At 72.6% G+C, this 18989-nt stretch carries 14 protein-coding genes; 1 reads left to right on the forward strand and 13 read right to left on the reverse strand.

Annotated features, from left to right (window positions below; all coding sequences use genetic code 11):
- Positions 1-415: 415 nt before the first annotated feature.
- The 9 genes from FL583_RS28135 to FL583_RS28185 form a co-directional block, all read right to left on the reverse strand.
- On the reverse strand, positions 416-835 hold the full coding sequence (locus FL583_RS28135; RefSeq protein ID WP_142707864.1) for a DUF3040 domain-containing protein: 420 nt from the start codon (positions 833-835) through the stop codon (positions 416-418).
- A 201-nt stretch (positions 836-1036) separates the two neighbouring features.
- Complete coding sequence (locus tag FL583_RS28140; RefSeq protein ID WP_142707865.1) at positions 1037-2356, reverse strand: DNA polymerase IV; 1320 nt, start codon at positions 2354-2356, stop codon at positions 1037-1039.
- A gap of 10 nt (positions 2357-2366) precedes the next feature.
- Positions 2367-3509 carry an alkaline phosphatase family protein gene (locus tag FL583_RS28145; protein ID WP_142707866.1) on the reverse strand — a complete coding sequence of 381 codons (1143 nt, stop codon included), beginning with the start codon at positions 3507-3509 and terminating at the stop codon, positions 2367-2369.
- Complete coding sequence (locus tag FL583_RS28150) at positions 3506-4231, reverse strand: class I SAM-dependent methyltransferase (RefSeq protein ID WP_142707906.1); 726 nt, start codon at positions 4229-4231, stop codon at positions 3506-3508. Before FL583_RS28150 ends, FL583_RS28145 begins: the two co-directional genes overlap by 4 nt.
- Entirely contained in the window at positions 4231-7506 is a 3276-nt protein-coding gene (locus FL583_RS28155) for an error-prone DNA polymerase (protein WP_142707867.1), read from the reverse strand. Before FL583_RS28155 ends, FL583_RS28150 begins: the two co-directional genes overlap by 1 nt.
- Positions 7506-9056, reverse strand: coding sequence for a DNA polymerase Y family protein (locus FL583_RS28160; protein WP_142707868.1), 1551 nt, complete (start codon positions 9054-9056; stop codon positions 7506-7508). Before FL583_RS28160 ends, FL583_RS28155 begins: the two co-directional genes overlap by 1 nt.
- Positions 9057-10569: 1513 nt before the next feature.
- Positions 10570-11694: a hypothetical protein gene (locus FL583_RS28175; protein WP_142707869.1), complete on the reverse strand. Its 1125-nt coding sequence runs from the start codon at positions 11692-11694 to the stop codon at positions 10570-10572.
- Positions 11695-11799: 105 nt separating this feature from the next.
- Positions 11800-12285 (reverse strand): SAV_6107 family HEPN domain-containing protein, encoded by a 486-nt coding sequence (locus FL583_RS28180; RefSeq protein WP_420843204.1) that lies wholly within the window; start codon positions 12283-12285, stop codon positions 11800-11802.
- 20 nt (positions 12286-12305) lie between these two features.
- Positions 12306-12707: a DUF6504 family protein gene (locus FL583_RS28185; protein WP_142707870.1), complete on the reverse strand. Its 402-nt coding sequence runs from the start codon at positions 12705-12707 to the stop codon at positions 12306-12308.
- 288 nt (positions 12708-12995) lie between these two features.
- Here FL583_RS28185 and FL583_RS28190 point away from each other — a divergent pair, with 288 nt between their 5' ends.
- Complete coding sequence (locus FL583_RS28190) at positions 12996-14342, forward strand: transaminase (RefSeq protein ID WP_205752522.1); 1347 nt, start codon at positions 12996-12998, stop codon at positions 14340-14342.
- On the opposite strand, the gene FL583_RS28195 is transcribed toward FL583_RS28190, so the two are convergent.
- The 4 genes from FL583_RS28195 to dxr are packed head-to-tail and all read right to left on the reverse strand — an operon-like array spanning position 14325 to position 18893.
- Entirely contained in the window at positions 14325-15167 is an 843-nt protein-coding gene (locus tag FL583_RS28195; RefSeq protein WP_205752523.1) for a GNAT family N-acetyltransferase, read from the reverse strand. The genes FL583_RS28190 and FL583_RS28195 overlap by 18 nt on opposite strands.
- Positions 15168-15223: 56 nt before the next feature.
- Positions 15224-16390, reverse strand: a complete 1167-nt coding sequence (ispG, locus tag FL583_RS28200) for a flavodoxin-dependent (E)-4-hydroxy-3-methylbut-2-enyl-diphosphate synthase (protein WP_142707871.1) — start codon at positions 16388-16390, stop codon at positions 15224-15226.
- 10 nt (positions 16391-16400) lie between these two features.
- On the reverse strand, positions 16401-17648 hold the full coding sequence (locus FL583_RS28205; RefSeq protein WP_142707872.1) for a M50 family metallopeptidase: 1248 nt from the start codon (positions 17646-17648) through the stop codon (positions 16401-16403).
- 6 nt (positions 17649-17654) lie between these two features.
- Complete coding sequence (gene dxr, locus FL583_RS28210; RefSeq protein WP_420843205.1) at positions 17655-18893, reverse strand: 1-deoxy-D-xylulose-5-phosphate reductoisomerase; 1239 nt, start codon at positions 18891-18893, stop codon at positions 17655-17657.
- Positions 18894-18989: the final 96 nt, after the last annotated feature.

The raw sequence follows: 18989 nt of genomic DNA on the forward strand, positions 1-18989 counted from the left end.
GTCAGATCGAACACGCCACTCGCCTGGCCCCCCGGCCCATCCCCGCCGCCTCAGCCGTCCGGCGGCCCAGCTGACGCCCAGGAGCTCAGCACTCCGGCGGCTAGAGGGCCCGACGCCTGAGCGCCCGCGCTCCGCAGCTCATCCCCCGCCTCACGACCCCAGCCCGACGACCCAGCCCAACGACCGCAGCCCGACGACCACGGCTCCGGCCTCGCGGCGCCCGGCCGGGCGCCGCGAGGCCGGCTCGAAGCGGGGCCACCCGCCCACCCCGCCGGAGCAACCCCCACCCCCGCGCGAACGTGAGCGAGAACACAACAGCCGCCGCCCCTCGGGGCAGCGGCAGATGTGACTCTCGGGGCGCCTGAGCACTCAGCGCGGGGCGGCGCCCTCCGGGAGCCGAAGCTCCCGGCTCACTTCAGCGGTCCTCGTCGGCCCGGCGGCGCCAGCGCTCCTCCAACCGATCGAGCAGCGACGACCGGTGGCCCCGGCTCCGTCCCCGCCCCTTCGGCGGCTCGCTGCCGACGGCGTGCAGCGGTCGCTGATCGCCACGACCGGTGTACAGGTAGGACTGGACCCCGAGCACCGCGGCACCGAACATCACCACGAAGCCGAGGATCCCCAGCAGCGGCACTCCCCCGGGAGCGATCTTGCTGACCAGGCCGAACACCATGATCGCGACACCAGCGAGGAACAGAGCGACCGCGAGCGCACCGCGCCGAACTGCGCGATGCCGAGGGTCGGTCGAGCGAACCTTGTCCGCGAACTTGGGATCGTCCGCGAGCAAGCCGCGCTCGATCTGCTCGAGCAGCCTTTGCTCGTTCTCAGAGAGCGGCACGGCACTCCTCCCCGCTCTTCAGGGCCGCTCCACGGGGGCCGGAGGCCCGGGCATGGGCGACCGCTGTGGAACGGCCGTTGCGGCTATCCGACCATGAGTTTACGAGCGGTCCGCGATGTCGGAAAGACAGACGGCCACGCTCGTAGTCGTGACTCGGACAGGTGTCGGTCGCGAGGTGGCGTTCACTGCTCCGATACCCGTTCACAACTGTCCGTTTCCCTCCGTGGAGCCCTTATTGGGCCCTTTCTGACTTCTTCTTTCCCCGCGTGCCCTGACTTCATCAACGTTCGGCGCGGTCCGAACGTTCGGGCGGACCAGAGCCGCCGGACGAATCGCTCCGCTGCCGAATCGACGCGCGACCGCGTCCACCGCGCGGTCGGCCTCGGTCCACCCGCGATCGGGCTCGTCGAGCGTCGGCTGGCGGGCCACCGCGGCGGCCGGGCCGATGCCCTCGACCCGGACGCCAACGAGACGGATCGGCATCGTGGGCGACAAACCAACGTACAAGCGCCGGGCTGTGTCGTAGATCTCCTGGGTGCCGTCGGTGGGCGACTGGAGCGTGCGGGAGCGGTTCACGGTGGAGAAGTCGCCGAATCGCACCTTGATCACGACGGTTCTCCCCACCTGCCCGGTCGACCGCAAACGGGCCGCCGTCTTCTCCGACAGCCTGAGTAGTTCCCGATTGATCAGATCCGAATCGGCGACGTCCACGTCGAACGTCTCCTCGGCCCCGATCGACTTGTCGGGGGTGCCGACGACCACCCGGCGCGGGTCGCGACCCCAGGCCAGCGCGTGCAGGTGGGCCGCCTGGGCCTCCCCCACCGAGCGGCGCAGCACCGCTAGCGGCAGGGCGGCCAGGTCGCCCACCGTGCGCAGGCCGAGCTTGTCGAGCTGCTCGCCGGTGCGGTCGCCGACGCCCCACAGCGCGCCGACCGGCAGCGGGTGCAGATACTCGAGCACGCCGTCGGCCGGGACGACCGCGAGCCCGTCGGGCTTGCAGCGGGTGGACGCGAGCTTGGCGACGAACTTCGTGGACGCGACGCCCACCGAACACGTGATCTGCTGCTCCTCGGCGACCCGGCGACGGATCAGCCGGCCGATCTCGGCCGGGGAGCCGAGCAGCCGGCGGGCCCCGGCCACGTCGAGGAACGCCTCGTCCAGGCTGAGCGGCTCGACCAGCGGCGTGACGTCACGGAAGATCTGCATCACGGCGGCCGAGACCTCGCCGTAGGCGCCGTGCTCGGGCTGGATGTAGATGGCCTGTGGGCACAGCCGCCGGGCCCGGGACGTCGGCATCGCGCTGCGGACGCCGAACGCGCGGGCCTCGTAGCTGGCCGACGACACCACGCCCCGCGGGCCGGTGCCACCGACCACGACCGGCTTCCCGCGCAGCGACGGATCCCGCCGCACCTCGACCGAGACGAAGAACGCATCCATGTCGACGTGCAGGATCGTGCACCCGGTGTCGTCACCCAGCTCGCCGCCAGGCCCCGAACGCGGCAACGACTGCGACCGTCCCATGCCCGAGAGCCTAGGCCGAACCTCCGACAGAACGGGCCGCCTGCGCCAGCAACAGCGGCACCGTGAGATCTTCCGGAGCCAACGATCCGTGCAGCCCGACCAACCGCGACTCGCGGGGCTCGACCGCGGTGGCGATCAGCGCCGAGCCGGGCCGGGCCGCCGCGACCACGTCCCCGATCCGTCCGAGCACCTCGGGCCGCACGACCGGCCCGAACCACCCGGCCTCGATCGCCTGCTCCCGGGAGAGCACCCAGGCCGCCTCCCCCAGCACGGACGTCCAGGCCGCCAGCACGTCCGACGAAGCCCCGGGCACCGCGTACACGTGCCGGGCCCGGGCCTCGCCGCCCAGTAGCGCTACGCCGTCCCCCAGCGCCGGAACCGCGTCGATGTCGTGTCGCCCGAGCGGGTCGCTCATCCCGTGATCGCCGGTCACGATCAGCAGCGCGTCCGGCGGCAAGGCCCCGGCCAGCCGCTCCACCATCCGGTCGGCGATCGCCAGCTCGTGCCGCCAGGCCGCCGACTCCGACCCGTACACGTGCCCAGCGTGGTCGACCCCGGCGTAGTACGCGATCGTCAGCGACCGCGGCTCCTGGGCCACCGCCGCGGCCGTCGCGGCCACCAGCGGGCCGGGTCCGTCGGCCGACCGGTACTCCGCGCCCCGCCAGACCGCCCGGGTCAGCGGTGAGTTCGAGAACGCCGACGGGCCGGCGTGGAACACCGGCAGCCCGGCCGCCACCGCCTGCTCGGGCACGGTCGGCAGCGGCTGCCAGAGCTCGGGGACCGTCGTCTTGTCCCACTGCAGCAGGTTGAGCAGGGTGCCCCGGTCGGGGTTGCGCACCCGGTAGCCCAGCATCCCGTGCTGCCCGGGCGGCAGGCCGGTGCCGAAGCTCGCCATGCTCGTCGCGGTCGTCGACGGGAACCCCACGGTGAGCGGCGGGGCCCCGTTCAGCGACGCCAGGAACGGGGCATCGCCGGCATGGGACGACAGCAGGGCCGCCCCCAACCCGTCCAGAATGAGAACGCAGATCCGATCGGCGGCGGGAAGCCCCAGAGCGTCGTCCCCAGGAAAGAAGACGCCGAGCGCGCGCACGGCGGCGGGCAGCAGTTCCGCGGCCGAGCGCCGGCCGTAGGCCGGAGGAGCAGGCCGGGTCACCGGCGGGCCAGGACGTGGAGCTGGGTCGCGATGTCGCGGTAGGGCGGACGCTCGGCCATCGCGAGCTCGAGCGCGGTGAGCGCGTCGGCCGCACCAGGCTCAACGTCGACGACGGCGCCGGGGACGAGGTCGGCCAGCACGCGGACGCCGTGCGCGCGCTCGGGCACGAGCCCGGCCTTGGAGATCAGCGCCGACAACCCCTCCAGGTCGTAGCGGCGGGGGTCGAGCTCGCCGTCGAGCGAGTCGCGAGCCGCCGCGAAATGCCCGGCCAGGGCCCTGGCCAGCACCGCAGCCACCCGGTTGGCGACCAGAATGCTGGCGCACCCGCCCGGGCGGAGCACCCCGGCCACCGCGGCCAGCGTGCGGCCCGGGTCGTCGACGACCTCGAGGACGCTGTGGCAGAGGACGACGTCCGCGGTGCCCGGCTCGAGGAGGCCACCGAGGTCGTCGGCGTCGCCCTGGTACGCGGTGATGCGGTCGGCGACGCCCCGCTCGGCGGCGCGGCGGGCCAGCGCGGCCAGCGCGTCGGGGCTCGGGTCGACGACCGTGACCGTGTGCCCGGCCTGCGCCAGCGGCACCGCGAACCCGCCGGTACCGCCGCCGGCGTCGACGACGTGAGCCGGGCCGCGGGTGAGTTCCGCGTCGAGTACGGCCCAGACCACGGCGTTGCGCGGGCTGCGGGGCACGGGGGCCACCCTTCGTCGAGGAGACGCCCAGCCTATTACCGGAAGTTCCGGGACGTACTCGCTACCCGGAGCGGCAGCGGCTCCACGAACTCGGCGGTCACCCCGATCACCCCCTCGACGTTCTGCAGCCGCCCACGGATCAGCAGCGCGGCCGAACCCCGGGCGATCCGGCGGTAGCGGGCCCAGAACCCCTCGGTGCAGACGACGTTGAGCATGCCGGTCTCGTCCTCGAGGTTGATGAACGTGACGCCGCCGGCGGTGGCCGGGCGCTGCCGGTGGGTCACCACGCCTCCGACGAGCACTCTGGTTCCATCCGACATCTCCGGCAGAAAAGAAATCGGCAGCGCTCCCCGGGCGTCCAGAACATCGCGGACGAACTGCGTCGGGTAACTGTCCGGCGAGACGCCCGTCGCCCAGACGTCGGCGACCGCCTCCTCCACCTCCGACATCCCGGGCAGCATCGGCGCCTCCACCCCGACCACGACGCCGGCCAGCCGGTCGGGCCGGCCCTGGGCGACGGCGCCGGCCGCCCACAGGGCGGCCCGGCGGGAGAGCCCGAACCCGTCGAACGCGCCGGCCGTGGCCAGCGCCTCGACCTGGGCCGCGGTCAGCGCGATCCGCTGGGTCAGGTTCGTCATGTCGGTGAACGGGCCGTTCTCCTCCCGCTCGGCGACGAGGCGCTCGGCCAGGTCGTCGCCGATCGTCCGGACCGAGGCGAGGCCGAGCCGGACCGCGTGGTCGAGCCGGGGCGCGGCCCCGGGATCAGGCCAGTCTGAAATGACAGTATTTATACGTTCTAGGGTCGCTTGTGCAACGCTCAGGTTCAGGTCCGGCCCGCGGACCGTGACGCCGTGCCGTCGCGCGTCGGCGACCAGCGACTGCGGCGAGTAGAACCCCATCGGCTGCGACGCGAGCAGCGCCGCACAGAACGCGGCCGGGAAGTACCGCTTGAACCAGGAGCTGTAGAGCACCAGCGCGGCGAAGCTCACCGAGTGGCTCTCCGGGAAACCGAAGTTCGCGAACGCGGCCAGCTGGGCGAAGATCTGGTCGGCGAGCTCGCCGGTGATGCCGTTCGCGGCCATGCCCCGATAGAAGCGATCGCGAAGAGCGGCCATCTTCTCCGGGGAGCGCTTCGAGCCGATCGCCCGGCGCAGCTGGTCGGACTCGGACGCGCTGAACCCGGCGACGTCGACCGCCATCTGCATCAGCTGCTCCTGGAACAGCGGGACGCCGAGCGTCTTGGACAGCGCGTTCTCCAGCAGCGGGTGCGCGTACCGGGGCTTCTCCAGCCCGTTGCGCCGGCGGATGTACGGGTGCACCGACCCGCCCTGGATCGGCCCCGGCCGGATCAGCGCGACCTCGACGACCAGGTCGTAGAACTCGCGCGGCTTCAGCCGGGGCAGCGTCGCCATCTGGGCCCGGCTCTCCACCTGGAACACCCCGACCGAGTCGGCCTCGCAGAGCATCTCGTAGACGGCCTTGTCGTCCAGCGGGATCTTGTGCAGGTCGACGGTGAGGCCGGAGAAGTCGCGGACCATGTCCACGCAGTGGTGCAGCGCGGTCAGCATGCCCAGCCCGAGCAGGTCGAACTTGACCAGGCCGGCGATCGCGCAGTCGTCCTTGTCCCACTGCAGGACCGTGCGGTTCTCCATCCGGGCCCACTCCACCGGGCAGACCTCGGTGACCGGCCGGTCGCAGAGCACCATGCCGCCGGAGTGGATGCCCAGGTGACGGGGGAAATGCAGCAGCTGCTCGGCCATCTCGGTGACGTGCTCCGGGATGTCGGCGTCGTCGATCTTCCCCCAGTGTTCGAGCTGCTTGCTCCAGGCGTCCTGCTGGCCGGGTGAGAATCCGAAGGCTTTGGCGACGTCCCGGATCGCCGATTTCGGGCGGTAGCTGATCACGTTCGCGACCTGCGCGGCCCGGCGGCGTCCGTATTTGTCGTAGACGTGCTGGATGACCAGCTCGCGGCGGCCGGACTCGATGTCGAGGTCGATGTCCGGCGGACCCTCCCGCTCCGGGGCCAGGAACCGCTCGAAGAGCAGGCCGTACTTGACCGCGTCGACGTTCGTGATGCCGAGCGCGAAGCAGACCGCGGAGTTCGCGGCCGAGCCGCGGCCCTGGCAGAGGATGTCGTTCTGCTTGCACCAGGTCGTGATCGACTCGACGATCAGGAAGTAGCCGGGGAAGCCCAGCTTCTCGATCACCTCGAGTTCGTGGTCGATCTGGGCGTAGGCGTGCGGGTGTTCCTCGCGGGTGCCGTACCGGTCTCTCGCGCCGATCGCGGTCAAGTGGCGCAACCAGCTCATCTCGGTGTGGCCCGGGCCGACGTCGGAGTCGGGCAGCTTCGGAGCGATCAGCGTCAGGTCGAAGGAGCACTCTTCGGCCAGTGCTGCGGCGTTCGCGACCGCGCCCGGGTAGCGGGCGAATTTTTGCGCCATTTCGGCGCCGGACCGCAGGTGGGCGGTGGCGGCGGCGGGGAGCCAGCCCTCGATCTCGTCCAGGCTGCGCCGGGCGCGCACGGCCGCGAGGGCGGTGGCGAGCTTGCGCCGGGCCGGGGTGGCGTAGTGCACGTTGTTGGTCGCGACGGTTCTTATTTTGTGTTCTGCGGCGAGCTCGGCGAAGGCGTCGTTGCGTTCGGAGTCCAGCGGGTCACCGTGGTCGGTGAGCTCGACGACGACGTTGTCGCGCCCGAAGCGGGTCATCAGGTCCTTGAGGGCTCTTCCCGGGTCTTCGGCTTTCCGGACGGCCCCCTTCCGACAGCCGGTCAGGATCAGCCAGTGTCCGTCGGCCGCCTCGGCCAGTTCGTCGAGGTCGTAGACCGGCCTTCCCTTCTCTTTCCCGCGCAGGTGCGCCTCGCTCATCGCCGAGCAGAGGCGGTGGTAACCCGTGGGGTCGCGGGCCAGCACCAGCAGGTGGTCCCCTTCCGGGTCGGGGACGCCGTTCTGCGGCGTTTTCAGCCCCAGACTCAGCTCGGCGCCGAACACCGTGGCCAGACCGTGGGCCGCGGCGGCCTCGGCGAACCGGACCACCCCGTACATGCCGTCGTGGTCGGTGAGCGCGAGCCCGGTCAGCCCGAGCCGGACCGCCTCCTCGACGAGTTCCTCGGGGTGGCTGGCGCCGTCGAGAAAGCTGAAGTTCGAGTGGCAGTGCAGTTCGGCGTAGGGGGTGGTTACGGGAGGTTTTATGGTTTTCGCGGTGTAGGTTTCCCGCTTGCGGGACCAGGCGGGGGCGTCGCCGCCGTCGGGGATCTCCCCGGACAGCGCGCGCTCCAGCGTCTTCCACGGCAGGACCGGGTTGTCGAAGCCCATCAGTCGTAGATCCCTGCTAGTTGCCAGGTGCCGCTCTCCAGCGCGAGGAGGAACGCGGAGGGCTCAGCGCCGTCGAGAACGACCTGCATCCAGGCGCGACGGCGCGCCTGGACCGGGCTCCACCACCGTTCGTCGGCCGGCCAAGGGCCGGCCCAGGCCACCACGTTCCGGCCCGGGCCGCGGCCCAGGCTCACCGTCGTCGGCAGACCGGTGAGAAAGGCCCGCCCGGTGACGCCTACCGGCTCGCCGTTTTCTCCGAGGACGCTGACCGGAGGCGAATTCGGGGGCACCGTGGCCGGGGCCGGCGGGGGGAGTAGCCCCGGCCACGGTGGTTCGAGGGGCAGCGACGGCTCGCGGGCGTCCCGCCAGGCCACGTACCGGACCCGGCTCTCCGGGTCGCGACCGCCGCCGAGGACCGGCGTCACGACGGCCTCCGGACCGAGCAGGCCCTGTACGCGGGTCAGGGCCCGGTGCGCCCGCTCGTCGTCGGCGCCGGTGTCGCCCCAGAGCCCGAGCTGGGCGCCGCCGTGCTCGACGACGTCCTCGGGGGCCAGCCGGACCCGGGTGACGCCCGCGGTCGGGCGATCTTCGCGGGAGCGGCCGGTGAGCCAGCCGTCGAGCTGCCAGCGGACCCGGTCGGCGATGTCGGCGACCGTGAGGACGCCGTCGTGCCGCCAGGTGCGGCTGAGTTCTTCGCCGTGTTCGGTGGAGGCTTCGATGATCAGGCGCGTGCAAGCCAGGCCGTAGCTCGTGAGCCGCTCGGCGAACTCCTCGGCGAGCGTCCGGGCGACGAAGGCGACCGTGTCGACGCGGTCGGCCGGCGGGTCGATCTCTTTGGAGGCGGACAGGTCGACCGGAGGCAGCCGGGCCACCAGCGGGCGGGGCTCCAGCCCGCGGGCCAGCCGGTGCGCGGCCGCGCCGTCCGGGCCGAACCGGGCCAGGACGTCCTGGGCCGGCAGCGCGGCGAACGCGCCGACCGTGTGGATGCCCAGCCGGCGCATCAGGCTGACCAGCTCGGGGCGGTCGACGACCGCGAGGTCGAGTGGGGCGAGGAACGCCGGCGTCTCGCCGGGCGGGACGATGCCGCCGTGCCGGGCCGCGAGCCCGGCCGCGAAGACGCCCTCGGCCACGCCGACCAGCACTTCGGCGCCGGTGCGTTCGGCGATCGTGTCGACGACGCGCTCGGCGACGTCGGTCTCGGAGCCGAAGTAGCGGGCCGGCCCGCGGACGCGAAATGCGCACAGCCCGGGGCGGATGATCTCGACGCCCGGGGCCAGCTCCTCCACCGCGGCCACTACCGGCTCGAACGCCCGAGCGTCGCGATCGGGGTCGTCGTCGAGCAGGACCAGCTCGGGGCAGAGCGATTGCGCCTCCCGCCGACGCAGGCCACGGCGGACGCCGTCGGCCCGGGCTACCTCGGAGCAGGCGACGACCCGGTTGGCGGCCAGGACCGCGATCGGGAGATGCAGGGAGATGTTGGCGTCGGTGGCCGCCGCCACGACGGGCCAGTCGGGGCACCAGACTGCTGCGACTCGAACGGGGCTATTCATCGCACCTCCTCAGCCCTGGGCCGGCGCCGGCCGGCGCGGCGTCCCCGTATCGCTGCGGGCGCCGCAGGCTGATGCCCCGCGGGCCGCGGGCAGCGCGGGCCGCGAGCTGCGTGAGTTGCGGGGCGCGCGGGCTGCGGACGGCGCGGACCACGGGCAGCGCGGGCCGCGAGCAGCGCGGGTCGCAGGGGCCGCGGGCAGCGCGGGCTGGTCGACGCGGGCGGCGGCGACGCGGTCTGGGGAGACGCGGGCGGCGGGGGTTGCGGGGGCGCGGGCTGATGCAGCGTGGGCTGAGCCGGCGCAGGCTGCAGGGGCGCAGGCTGCGGAGGCGAGGGCTGCGGGGTTGCAGGGACGGGTGCGGCAAGGGCGGGTGACGCAGCCACGGGCGGGGCGGGTGCGGCAGGCGCAGAAGAGGCAGTCACGGACATCGCAGGTATGGCTAGCGCAGGTGGGGACAGCGCAGGCACAGACGGCGCAGGTGGAGCAGGTGTGGGCGCGAACGGCACAGATGCGGGCAGCCTAAGCGGAACAGAGATCGACAAAACGGGCACAGACGAAGCCGCCGCCCCAATCAGAGCAGCCACGGCGGGCAACCCAGGCACCAACGACACAGGCAGCACAGGCGCGGATGGGGCGAAGGTGGGCGGCGCAGGCGCAGCCGCCGCGGGCGCAGCAGGCGGAGGCGCCATGGCCGCCGCAGACAAGGTCACCGCGGGTGGGGACGGGGCGAGCAGGGCCGGCGCGAGCGCGGCCGGCGTGGACGGCGCAGGCACGGACGGCGCAGGCACGCCCAGCGGGGACGGCGCCAGTGCGGATGGCGCGGGGAGAGGGGGTATGGGCGTGGAAGGGACCGTCACGGCCGGCATAGGCGCCTGCGGCACGGGGATGGACAGCACAGACGCGGGCGAAGCCGCCGCAGACTGAACAGCCGCGTCGAGCGGCGCAGACACAGACGGTGCGAGCAGCGCAGACGAGGCCGGGACGGGCGGAGGGGGCGCAAGCGAAGCCGCCGCCGCGGGCGGTATAGCCGCGGGCCGGGTAGCCGCGAGCGGCGCGGGCACAGTCGGCGCGGGCACAGTCGGCGCGGGGAGAGCCGGCGCGGGCACAGTCGGCGCGGGGAGAGCACGTGTGGGCGCGGGCGGGGTCGCCACGGCCGACGTGGACGCGGGCTGCGCGGGGGTGGACAGCGCGGGCGTGGGCGAAGCTGCCGCCGCAGGCTGAGCAGCCCCCGCGAGCGGCGCGCGCTCAGACGGCGCAGGCAGCGCAGGCGCGAGCAGCGCAGACGCGAGCAGCGCAGACGCGAGCAGCGCAGGCGCGAGCAGAACCGGCGCGAGCAGAACCGGCGCGAGCGGGGCAGGCGCGAGCGGGGCAAATGTGGGTGCGCCCCGGTGCGCAGAGGCCGTTACCGCAGTGCACCAGGCAGGCGCGTTCATTGAGGGCGCGCCGATTGGCGGGAAATCGGCGTCTCGGGGGCGCTGGGGAGGCCGATTTCCCGGCAATCTGCGTAGGCCCGCGTTCATCCCGCCTCCGGGGCCGCCGCCGGTAGGGGCGCGGCCGGCAGCTCGGGGTCGGGCACGAGGGTGGGCACCATCGGACGGATTCGCACCGCGGGCGCGCGATCCGCCACCCCCGCAGACCGCCCCGCCACCGCTGCGGATCGCCCAGAGGCCGCCGCAGACCGCCCCGCCACCGCGGGCCGCCCCGCCCCCGCAGACCGCCCCGCCCCCGCAGACCGCCCCGCCCCCGCAGACCGCCCCGCCCCCGCAGACCGCCCCGCCACCGCGGGCCGCCCCGCCGCCGCAGACCGTCCCGCCGCCGCAGACCGCCCCGCCGCCGCGGATCGGCCCACCACTACGGGCCGTCCCGCCGCCGCAGGCAGCCCCACCACCGCCGGTCTTCCCACCGCCGCGGGACGCTCGGCCGCGGGCACAGAGCGCTCCGCAGCCACAGGCACAGGCACCGGCACCGGCACCGGCACAAGACGCCGATCCGGCATCGGAACCGCCGCGATGCCTCCGCCCTCAGCGGGCAGGAACACCGTCACCTCGCGCGGCCTGGCCGCGCTCCCCCGGCCCTCGGCGACGACGCTGACCCGGCGCTGCCGGAGCCTCCCGTCGCCGCGTCCAACCCCGTCCCAGACCGCGTCGGTCAGCGAGAGCCGCAGCTCGGCCGCGGGCCACGTACCCACCCCCATCAGCACCGAACCGCGCTGCCTGGCCCGGGCGACCAGCCGCCGGACCTCGGCCAACCCGAGCGCCGCCGGGTTGCCGACGACCACTACGTCGAAGCCGTCCAGGAGCGCCCCGACCACTCCGGCCGAGTCCGGGCCCGGGTCGCGCACCAGCGCGAGCCGCTCGACCGGCACCCCGGCCTCGGCCGCGGCCACCACTCCGAACGACGGCAGGCCGACGACCGCGCACCAGGAGCCGGCCGCCGACGCCTCGGCCAGCAGGGCGACGAGCAGGCTCGTCGAGCCGGCGACGGCCAGGGCCGAGCCGCGCTGCAGGCCTCCGGACGGGAACAGCGACGCCAGCGGCGCCGGTACCGGCAACAGGTCGGTGACCTGGTGCTTCTCCGTGAAAGTGGTCCCTGCCCGCACGGTCTCGGCCAACGCGGCCCAGGTAGCCGCTTTCGCGCTCACCTGACCGCACCCCACACCGCGCCCACCGCGCCCACCGCGCCCACCGCGCTCCCCCGATCGTCTCCGCCCTGCGTCGCCCGGAACCGGCGAAACCGGTGAAACCCCTCAGCCGGCTCGGGGAGCGTCCGCCGGGAGCTCGGCCGGCAGACCGAGCGTCGTCTCGATGAGCGTGCAGAACCGCTCCGCGTCGCGGAGCAGGTCGTCGGCCTCGCGGGTCGTGACCGCGCGGGGCAGGCCGGCCTCGGCCGCGGCCCGCTTCACCGCGGCGGTCGCGAAGAACGCGGCCCACTCCCCCAGCTCGGGAGCGACCTGGGTGAGCAGCACCCAGACGCTGGCCGGCCGCGACCGCGGCCGGCGGGTGCCGGGCGGCAGCGGACGAGCGCGGACCGCGAGCACCGCGGCCGCCGCACGCAGCGCGGCCAGGTGCGCGGTGGCGTACCGGGGACCGGCCGCCCTGGTGACCGCGGCCTCCCCCAGCCCGTGCCGGGCCAGCGCCAGCAGCTCCCGCGGGGTGCGGTGCGGCAACGCCGACGCGGGGATGCCGACCGGCGTCCCCCGGGACGTGTCGCCGACGGCCGTGGACGGCCGGATCGAGACGGGAACGGGGTAGGTCACAACTCCTCCTCGAGGATGTCGATCCTGGTGACGGTCCAGTGACCGACCGCCCAGTCGAAACTCAGGTCGAAAACGCCGGCGAGCGCGGGCGCAGGCAGCAATGCCGACGGGCTCGCCCGGACCCGCCAGACCTCTTCGTCGGGCGGGCGCATCGAGGCCGTGAGATCCGTGGGCAGCTCGGTCGGCTCGGCCGAGCGAGCCGCCCGGCGAGCTTCCAGCTCGTCCACCACAGCCGGGGAAGGAGGGAGATCGGGGCGGGTCGAGGAACCGGGCCGCGGAGAGTGCCGGATGCGGTGATGGGTGAGAACCTCACGCACCCGGTGGATCTGACCGTTCCAGCGGAACTCCACCGGAGCGTCCGCGCCACCACCGCGCCGGACTTCGGTCTCCTCGGCCACCGTTTCCCCTCCACGCCGTTCCGCCGAGAGCCCGGACGGACTCCCGGCGCCGCTCGAGGGGGAAGGCAGAGCGGCGCCACCGGCTCGGACAAGGCGCTTCCCCTCGCCTTACCCGAGCCGGCAGCAGCCTCCACCGCCGGTAGGTAGGGTCGGACCACCGGCGGCGAAGGTTCCCGGTGCGGGTCGCGACACCCGCTCCGGAGTGTTCGAACGAGTGTTCGAACGAGTTCTACAGTAACCCCGCCCCGCCCCAGGTGCAACGCCGACTCACCCGTGCAGACTGTTCGGGTGAACACCCGTCTGGAACGACTCCTCGACCGCGAGCGCGCCCGCTACGCCGAACTGCATCCCCGCTCGGCCTCGGCCTACGCGAACGCGAAGAATCTCTTCGGCCGCACGCCGATGACCTGGATGGCCAAGCAGGCCGGCGGGTTCCCGCTCTACCTGGCGTCCGCACGCGGAGCGCGGGTGACCGACCTCGACGGGCACACCTACATCGACCTCTGCCTGGGCGACACCGGCGCGATGGCCGGCCACTCCCCCGCCCCGGTCGTGGAGGCCGTCCAGAAAAGGTTCAAAGACCTAGGCGGCGCCACCGCCATGCTCCCCACCGAGGACGCCGCCTGGGTCGGTGAAGAACTCACCCGCCGGTTCGGCCTCCCGCAGTGGAGCCTGGCCCTCACCGCCACCGACGCCAACCGCTGGGCCATCCGGCTGGCCCGAGCCATCACCGGCAGACCAAAGATCCTGGTCAACAGCTACTGCTACCACGGCAGCGTCGACGAGTCGCTGATCGTCGTCGGGCCGGACGGAACACCACAGATCCGCGAGGGCAACGTCGGCGCCCCGGTCGACACCCGGGTCACCAGCCGGGTCGCCGAGTACAACGACCCCCACCGCCTGGCCCAAGAACTCGAACACGGTGACGTCGCCGCGGTGCTGATGGAACCCGCGCTCACCAACATCGGCATCGTGCTGCCCGAGCCCGGCTACCTGGAGAAGGTCCGCGAGCTGACCCGGGCCCACGGAACCCTGCTGATCAACGACGAGACCCACACGTTCTCGGCCGGCCCCGGCGGCTGCACCCGCGCCTGGAGCCTCGACCCCGACATCGTGACGATCGGCAAGGCGATCGGCGGGGGTGTGCCGGTGGGCGCCTATGGCCTGTCCCAAGAGGTCAGCGAACGGATCGAAGCACGAACCGACCTCGACCTCATCGACATGGGCGGCGTCGGCGGCACGCTGGCCGGCAACGCGCTGAGCGTCGCCGCCACGAGAGCCACCCTCGAACACGTCCTCACCGACGAGGCGATGGCCGGGATGACCGCGCTCGGTACGTACCTGGCCGAGGGCACGCGCCAGGCGATCGCCACGATGCCCTGGTCAGTGGCCCAGGTCGGCGCCCGGGCCGAGTATCGGTTCGCGAACCCGGCCCCGCGCACCGGCGGCGAGTCCCACGCCGCCGAGAACCCAGCTCTCGACGACTACCTGCACGTCTACGCGGCCAACCGGGGCATCCTGCTCACCCCGTTCCACAACATGGCCCTGGTCTGCCCGGAAACGACCCAGGAAGACATCGACGCCCACCTCGAAGTCCTCGAAGCAGCCGTCAAAGAGCTAGAACAGGACGGTTGAGAAGGTGCCGACCTGGGCGAAGCCGCAGCGGTCGTAGACCTTGCGGGCGGCGTAGTTGAAGTCGTTCACGTACAGGCTGACGATCGGGGCGACGGTCCGCAGCGTGTCGGCGACCACCGCGGCCATGGCCGCGGTGGCCACGCCGGTTCCCCGCCGTTCGGGGTGCACCCACACGCCCTGCACCTGTGCGACCCGCGCGCTCACCGCCCCCAACTCGGCCTTGAAGACGACCTGACCGTTCTCCATGCGGACGTAGGACCGGCCGGCGCGGACGAGCTCGGCCACCCGGGCCCGGTAGGCCACCCCGCCGTCCCACTCGACCGGCGAGACCCCGATCTCCTCGGTGTACATCGCGACGCAGGCCGGCAGCAACGCGTCGAAATCGCGCATGTCGGCCCGGCGCACCCACGGGTCGGGAGCCACGTCGGGCAGCACCGAGGTGGCCAGCAGCGGTTGCGCGGCCCGCACCTCGCGGGGCGGCCCCCAGTCACCCGACAGGTCGTCCCAGAGCGGGAGCACGGCCTTGTCGGGCCCGACGATCGACGAGCAGACGCGCCCCTGCTCCCGGGCCACGTCGGCGAACGCCCGGACGGCGCTCGGCTCGGTCGAGAGCGGCACCAGGTTGGCGCCGGAGTAGCAGAGCCCGCAGATCTCCCCGTCGAGCGTGTAGCCCCACAACTGGGCGCCCAGGCGCCAGCGCGAGATGCCGTGCGAGCCGACCCGGGCGGCGACGAACACGCTGGACACCGGGTCGGCGTCCAGCAGCGCCTCGACGTCGACACGGTCGGCGTCCCGGAGGACCCGGACCGGCCGGGTCGTCAGCACGGGGTTTTCTGCCCGCGTTCGGAACTCACGTCACCACACTGCCACGGACGACCAGATCAGTGCACCTCGACCGTGGGTGCGAGCCCACGGAGTTCCTCCGGGAGCTCCGCTCCCATCTCCTCCGCCAGGCGGAGAGCCTCCTCGATCAGCGTCTCGACGATCTGCGACTCCGGGACGGTCTTGATGACCTGGCCCTTGACGAAGATCTGACCCTTCCCGTTGCCGGACGCGACGCCGAGGTCGGCCTCCCGCGCCTCGCCGGGCCCGTTGACGACGCATCCCATCACGGCGACGCGGAGCGGCACCGGCAGCCCCTCGAGGCCGGCCGTGACCTCCTCGGCCAGCGTGTAGACGTCGACCTGGGCGCGGCCGCAGGACGGGCACGAGACGATCTCCAGACCGCGCTCGCGCAGGCCCAGCGACTCCAAGATCTGGTTGCCGACCTTGACCTCCTCGACCGGCGGGGCCGACAGCGACACCCGGATCGTGTCGCCGATGCCCTCGGCCAGCAGCGCGCCGAACGCGACCGCCGACTTGATCGTGCCCTGGAACGCCGGGCCGGCCTCGGTGACGCCGAGGTGCAGCGGGTAGTCGCAGGCCCGGGCCAGCTGGCGGTACGCGTTGATCATCACGACCGGGTCGTTGTGCTTGACCGAGATCTTGATGTCGCGGAAGCCGTGCTCCTCGAACAGCGAGCACTCCCAGAGCGCGCTCTCGACCAGAGCCTCCGGCGTCGCCCGGCCGTACTTCTGGAGCAGCCGCTTGTCGAGCGAGCCCGCGTTGACGCCGATCCGGATCGGCACGCCGGCGTCGGACGCGGCCCGCGCGATCTCCTTGACCTTGTCGTCGAACTGCTTGATGTTGCCCGGGTTCACCCGGACCGCCGCGCAGCCCGCGTCGATCGCCGCGAACACGTACTTGGGCTGGAAGTGGATGTCGGCGATGACCGGGATCGGGCTCTTGCGAGCGATGGCCGGCAGCGCGTCGGCGTCGTCCTGGCTGGGGACGGCCACCCGGACGATCTGGCAGCCGGACGCGGTCAGCTCGGCGATCTGCTGCAGAGTGCGGTTGACGTCGGACGTCGGCGTGGTGGTCATCGACTGGACGCTGACCGGCGCGTCACCGCCCACCGGGACGTTCCCGACCATGATCTGGCGGGACACCCGACGGTCGGTCAGCTTGGGGGCGGGGGGACGGGGCAGGCCGAGCGAGACGGCGGTCACAGCAGTCCTTCTATCGCGTGAGCGTGATCGGGTTGATGATGTCGGTCGCGACCGTGAGCAGCGTGATGCCACCGAAGATCAGCACCACGGCGTAGGTGACCGGCAGCAGCTTGGTGTAATCGACCCGGCCCGGGTCGGGCTTCCCGCGCTTGAGCGCCCACCACGTCCGGATCTTCTCGAACCAGGCGATCGCGATGTGCCCGCCGTCGAGCGGGAGCAGCGGGAACAGGTTGAACACGCCGATGAAGAAGTTCAGGTTGGCCAACAGCAGGAAGAAGATCGGCCAGACCCCGCGTTCGACGACCTCGCCGCCGATGCGGCTGGCGCCGACGACGCTGACCGGCGTCTCCGGGTCACGCTCCTGACCCAGCAGCGCGTCCCACAGCTTCGGAATCTTCTCGGGGAAGTTACCGATCGCCCGGAACGTGCCGGCGAAGATCTGCCCGGTGTAGTCGAACGTCTGACCGACGGCCTCGACCGGACCGTAGGTCACGGTCAGCGGGGCGTCCGACCCCTTCGGCGAGACGCCGAGGAACCCGACGTTCTGGACGTTCGGCGTCTCGGTCGTGCTGATGTCGAGGTTGCGACGGATGACCGTGATCGTCGTGGACACGGTCTTGCCGTCCCGCTCGTAGGTGAGCGGCACCGAGCCGGCCGGGGTCGCCCGGACCTTCGCGACCAGCTCGCCGTAGGTCGGGGTGCTGACCCCGTTGAACGACGTGATGCGGTCGCCGGGGCGCAACCCGGCCGCGAACGCCGGCGACTTCGGGTCTCCCTTGGCCACCGAGCACTCGTACGAGTCGGGCGTCGCCGGAACGCACTCGTTGACCGCGCCGAGCACCGGCGCGTGGGCGTTGGCGTCGTAGTCGGCCCGCGCCGGGTTGGGGAGGCCGACGAACATCGCGGTGAGGAAGAGGATCAGCACACCCAGGATGAAGTGGGTGATCGAGCCGGCCGCGAGGACGATCGTCCGCTTCCACAGCGGGCGCTTCCAAAAGACCTTGTCCTGGTCTTCCGGCGCCACGTCGTCGAGCGGCGTCATGCCGACGATGCTGACGAACGCGCCGGCCGGGATGGCCTTGAAGCCGTACTCGATCTCCTTGCGGCGGAACGAGAACAGCGTCGGGCCGAAGCCGATGAAGAACCGCGTGACCTTCATGCCGAAGGCTCGGGCACTCCACATGTGGCCGGCTTCGTGCAGTGCTACCGAGATCAAGATGCCCAGGGCGAAGAGAATAATTCCACCCGTATACGCCATCGGCGCTTACCTCGACCCTTCTGCAGCCTGCCCGGCGTCCGACCCGAACGCCCGGGAGTTCGCTTCCGCTCGCGCCCAGCGCTCGGCGGAGAGAACGTCCTCGACGCTACCTGGCTCGTCCAGTAGTCCGCCTACTCGCGAATCAGCCTTTTCCGCTGATTCAACTACAGAACGTACAGTGTCAACGATCCCAGTGAACGGCAGGGCTCCGGCGAGGAACGCTGCGACACATTCTTCATTGGCGGCGTTGTAGATCGCCGGCAGGCACCCACCCGCCTGCCCGACCTCGCGGGCCAGGTTCACGGCCGGGAACGCGTCGTCGTCCAGGGGTTCGAACGTCCAGGTGGCGGCCCGGGTCCAGTCGACCGCCGCGGCTGCCTCCGGCACCCGGTCGGGCCAGGCCAGGCCGAGCGCGATCGGCAGACGCATGTCCGGCGGGCTGACCTGGGCCAGCGTCGACCCGTCGACGAACTCGACCATCGAGTGGACGAGCGACTGCGGGTGCACGACGACGTCCAGCCGGTCGTAGGGCAGGCCGAACAGCTCGTGGGCCTCGATGACCTCGAGCGACTTGTTCACCATCGTCGCCGAGTTGATCGTGACGACCGGGCCCATCTGCCAGGTCGGGTGGGCCAGCGCGTCGTCTACGGTGACGCCGGCCAGTTCGGAGCGCTTGCGCCCCCGGAACGGGCCACCGCTCGCGGTCAGCACCAGGCGACGCACCTCCGAAGGGGCCCCGCCCCGCAGGCACTGGGCCAGCGCCGAGTGCTCGCTGTCGACCGGGACGATCTGCCCGGGCTTGGCCACCGCCCGGACCAGCGGGCCGCCGGCGACCAGCGACTCCTTGTTGGCCAGGGCCAGCGTCCGGCCGGCGGTCAGCGCGGCCAGCGTCGGGGCCAGGCCGATCGACCCGGTGATGCCGTTGAGCACCAGGCCGTTCTCCCCCAGCCGCCAGGACGCCAGCTCGGTCGCCGCGTCCGGGCCGGCCAGGATCTTCGGCAGCGCGAACCGTCCCTCGCTCCACCCGCGACGCTGGGCCTCGGTGTAGAACGCGAGCTGGAGGTCCTGGGCCGTGCTGGCCCGGGCGACCGCGACGGCCTCGACCTCGAACTCCAGCGCCTGGGCGGCCAGCAGCTCGACCTGCCCACCCCCGCCGGCCAGCCCGACCACCCGGAACCGGTCCCGGTTGCGGCGGATCACGTCGAGGGCCTGGGTGCCGATCGATCCGGTGCTGCCGAGGAGGATGACCTCGCGCGAACTCATGCGCCTATCTTCTCGCACCGCCGAACGCCCCGCTCATCAGGCCAGTTGGGACAGACAGGACGCCGAATAACAAATCAT

Source organism: Cryptosporangium phraense (genome assembly GCF_006912135.1).
Lineage (GTDB): Bacteria > Actinomycetota > Actinomycetes > Mycobacteriales > Cryptosporangiaceae > Cryptosporangium > Cryptosporangium phraense.

Bases quoted from the DNA above. Each gene is read 5' to 3' on its own strand.
- FL583_RS28160 (WP_142707868.1), bottom strand. From the start codon at position 9,056: ATGAATAGCCCCGTTCGAGTCGCAGCAGTCTGGTGCCCCGACTGGCCC.
- FL583_RS28155 (WP_142707867.1), bottom strand. From the start codon at position 7,506: ATGGGCTTCGACAACCCGGTCCTGCCGTGGAAGACGCTGGAGCGCGCG.
- FL583_RS28205 (WP_142707872.1), bottom strand. From the start codon at position 17,648: ATGGCGTATACGGGTGGAATTATTCTCTTCGCCCTGGGCATCTTGATC.
- FL583_RS28140 (WP_142707865.1), bottom strand. From the start codon at position 2,356: ATGGGACGGTCGCAGTCGTTGCCGCGTTCGGGGCCTGGCGGCGAGCTG.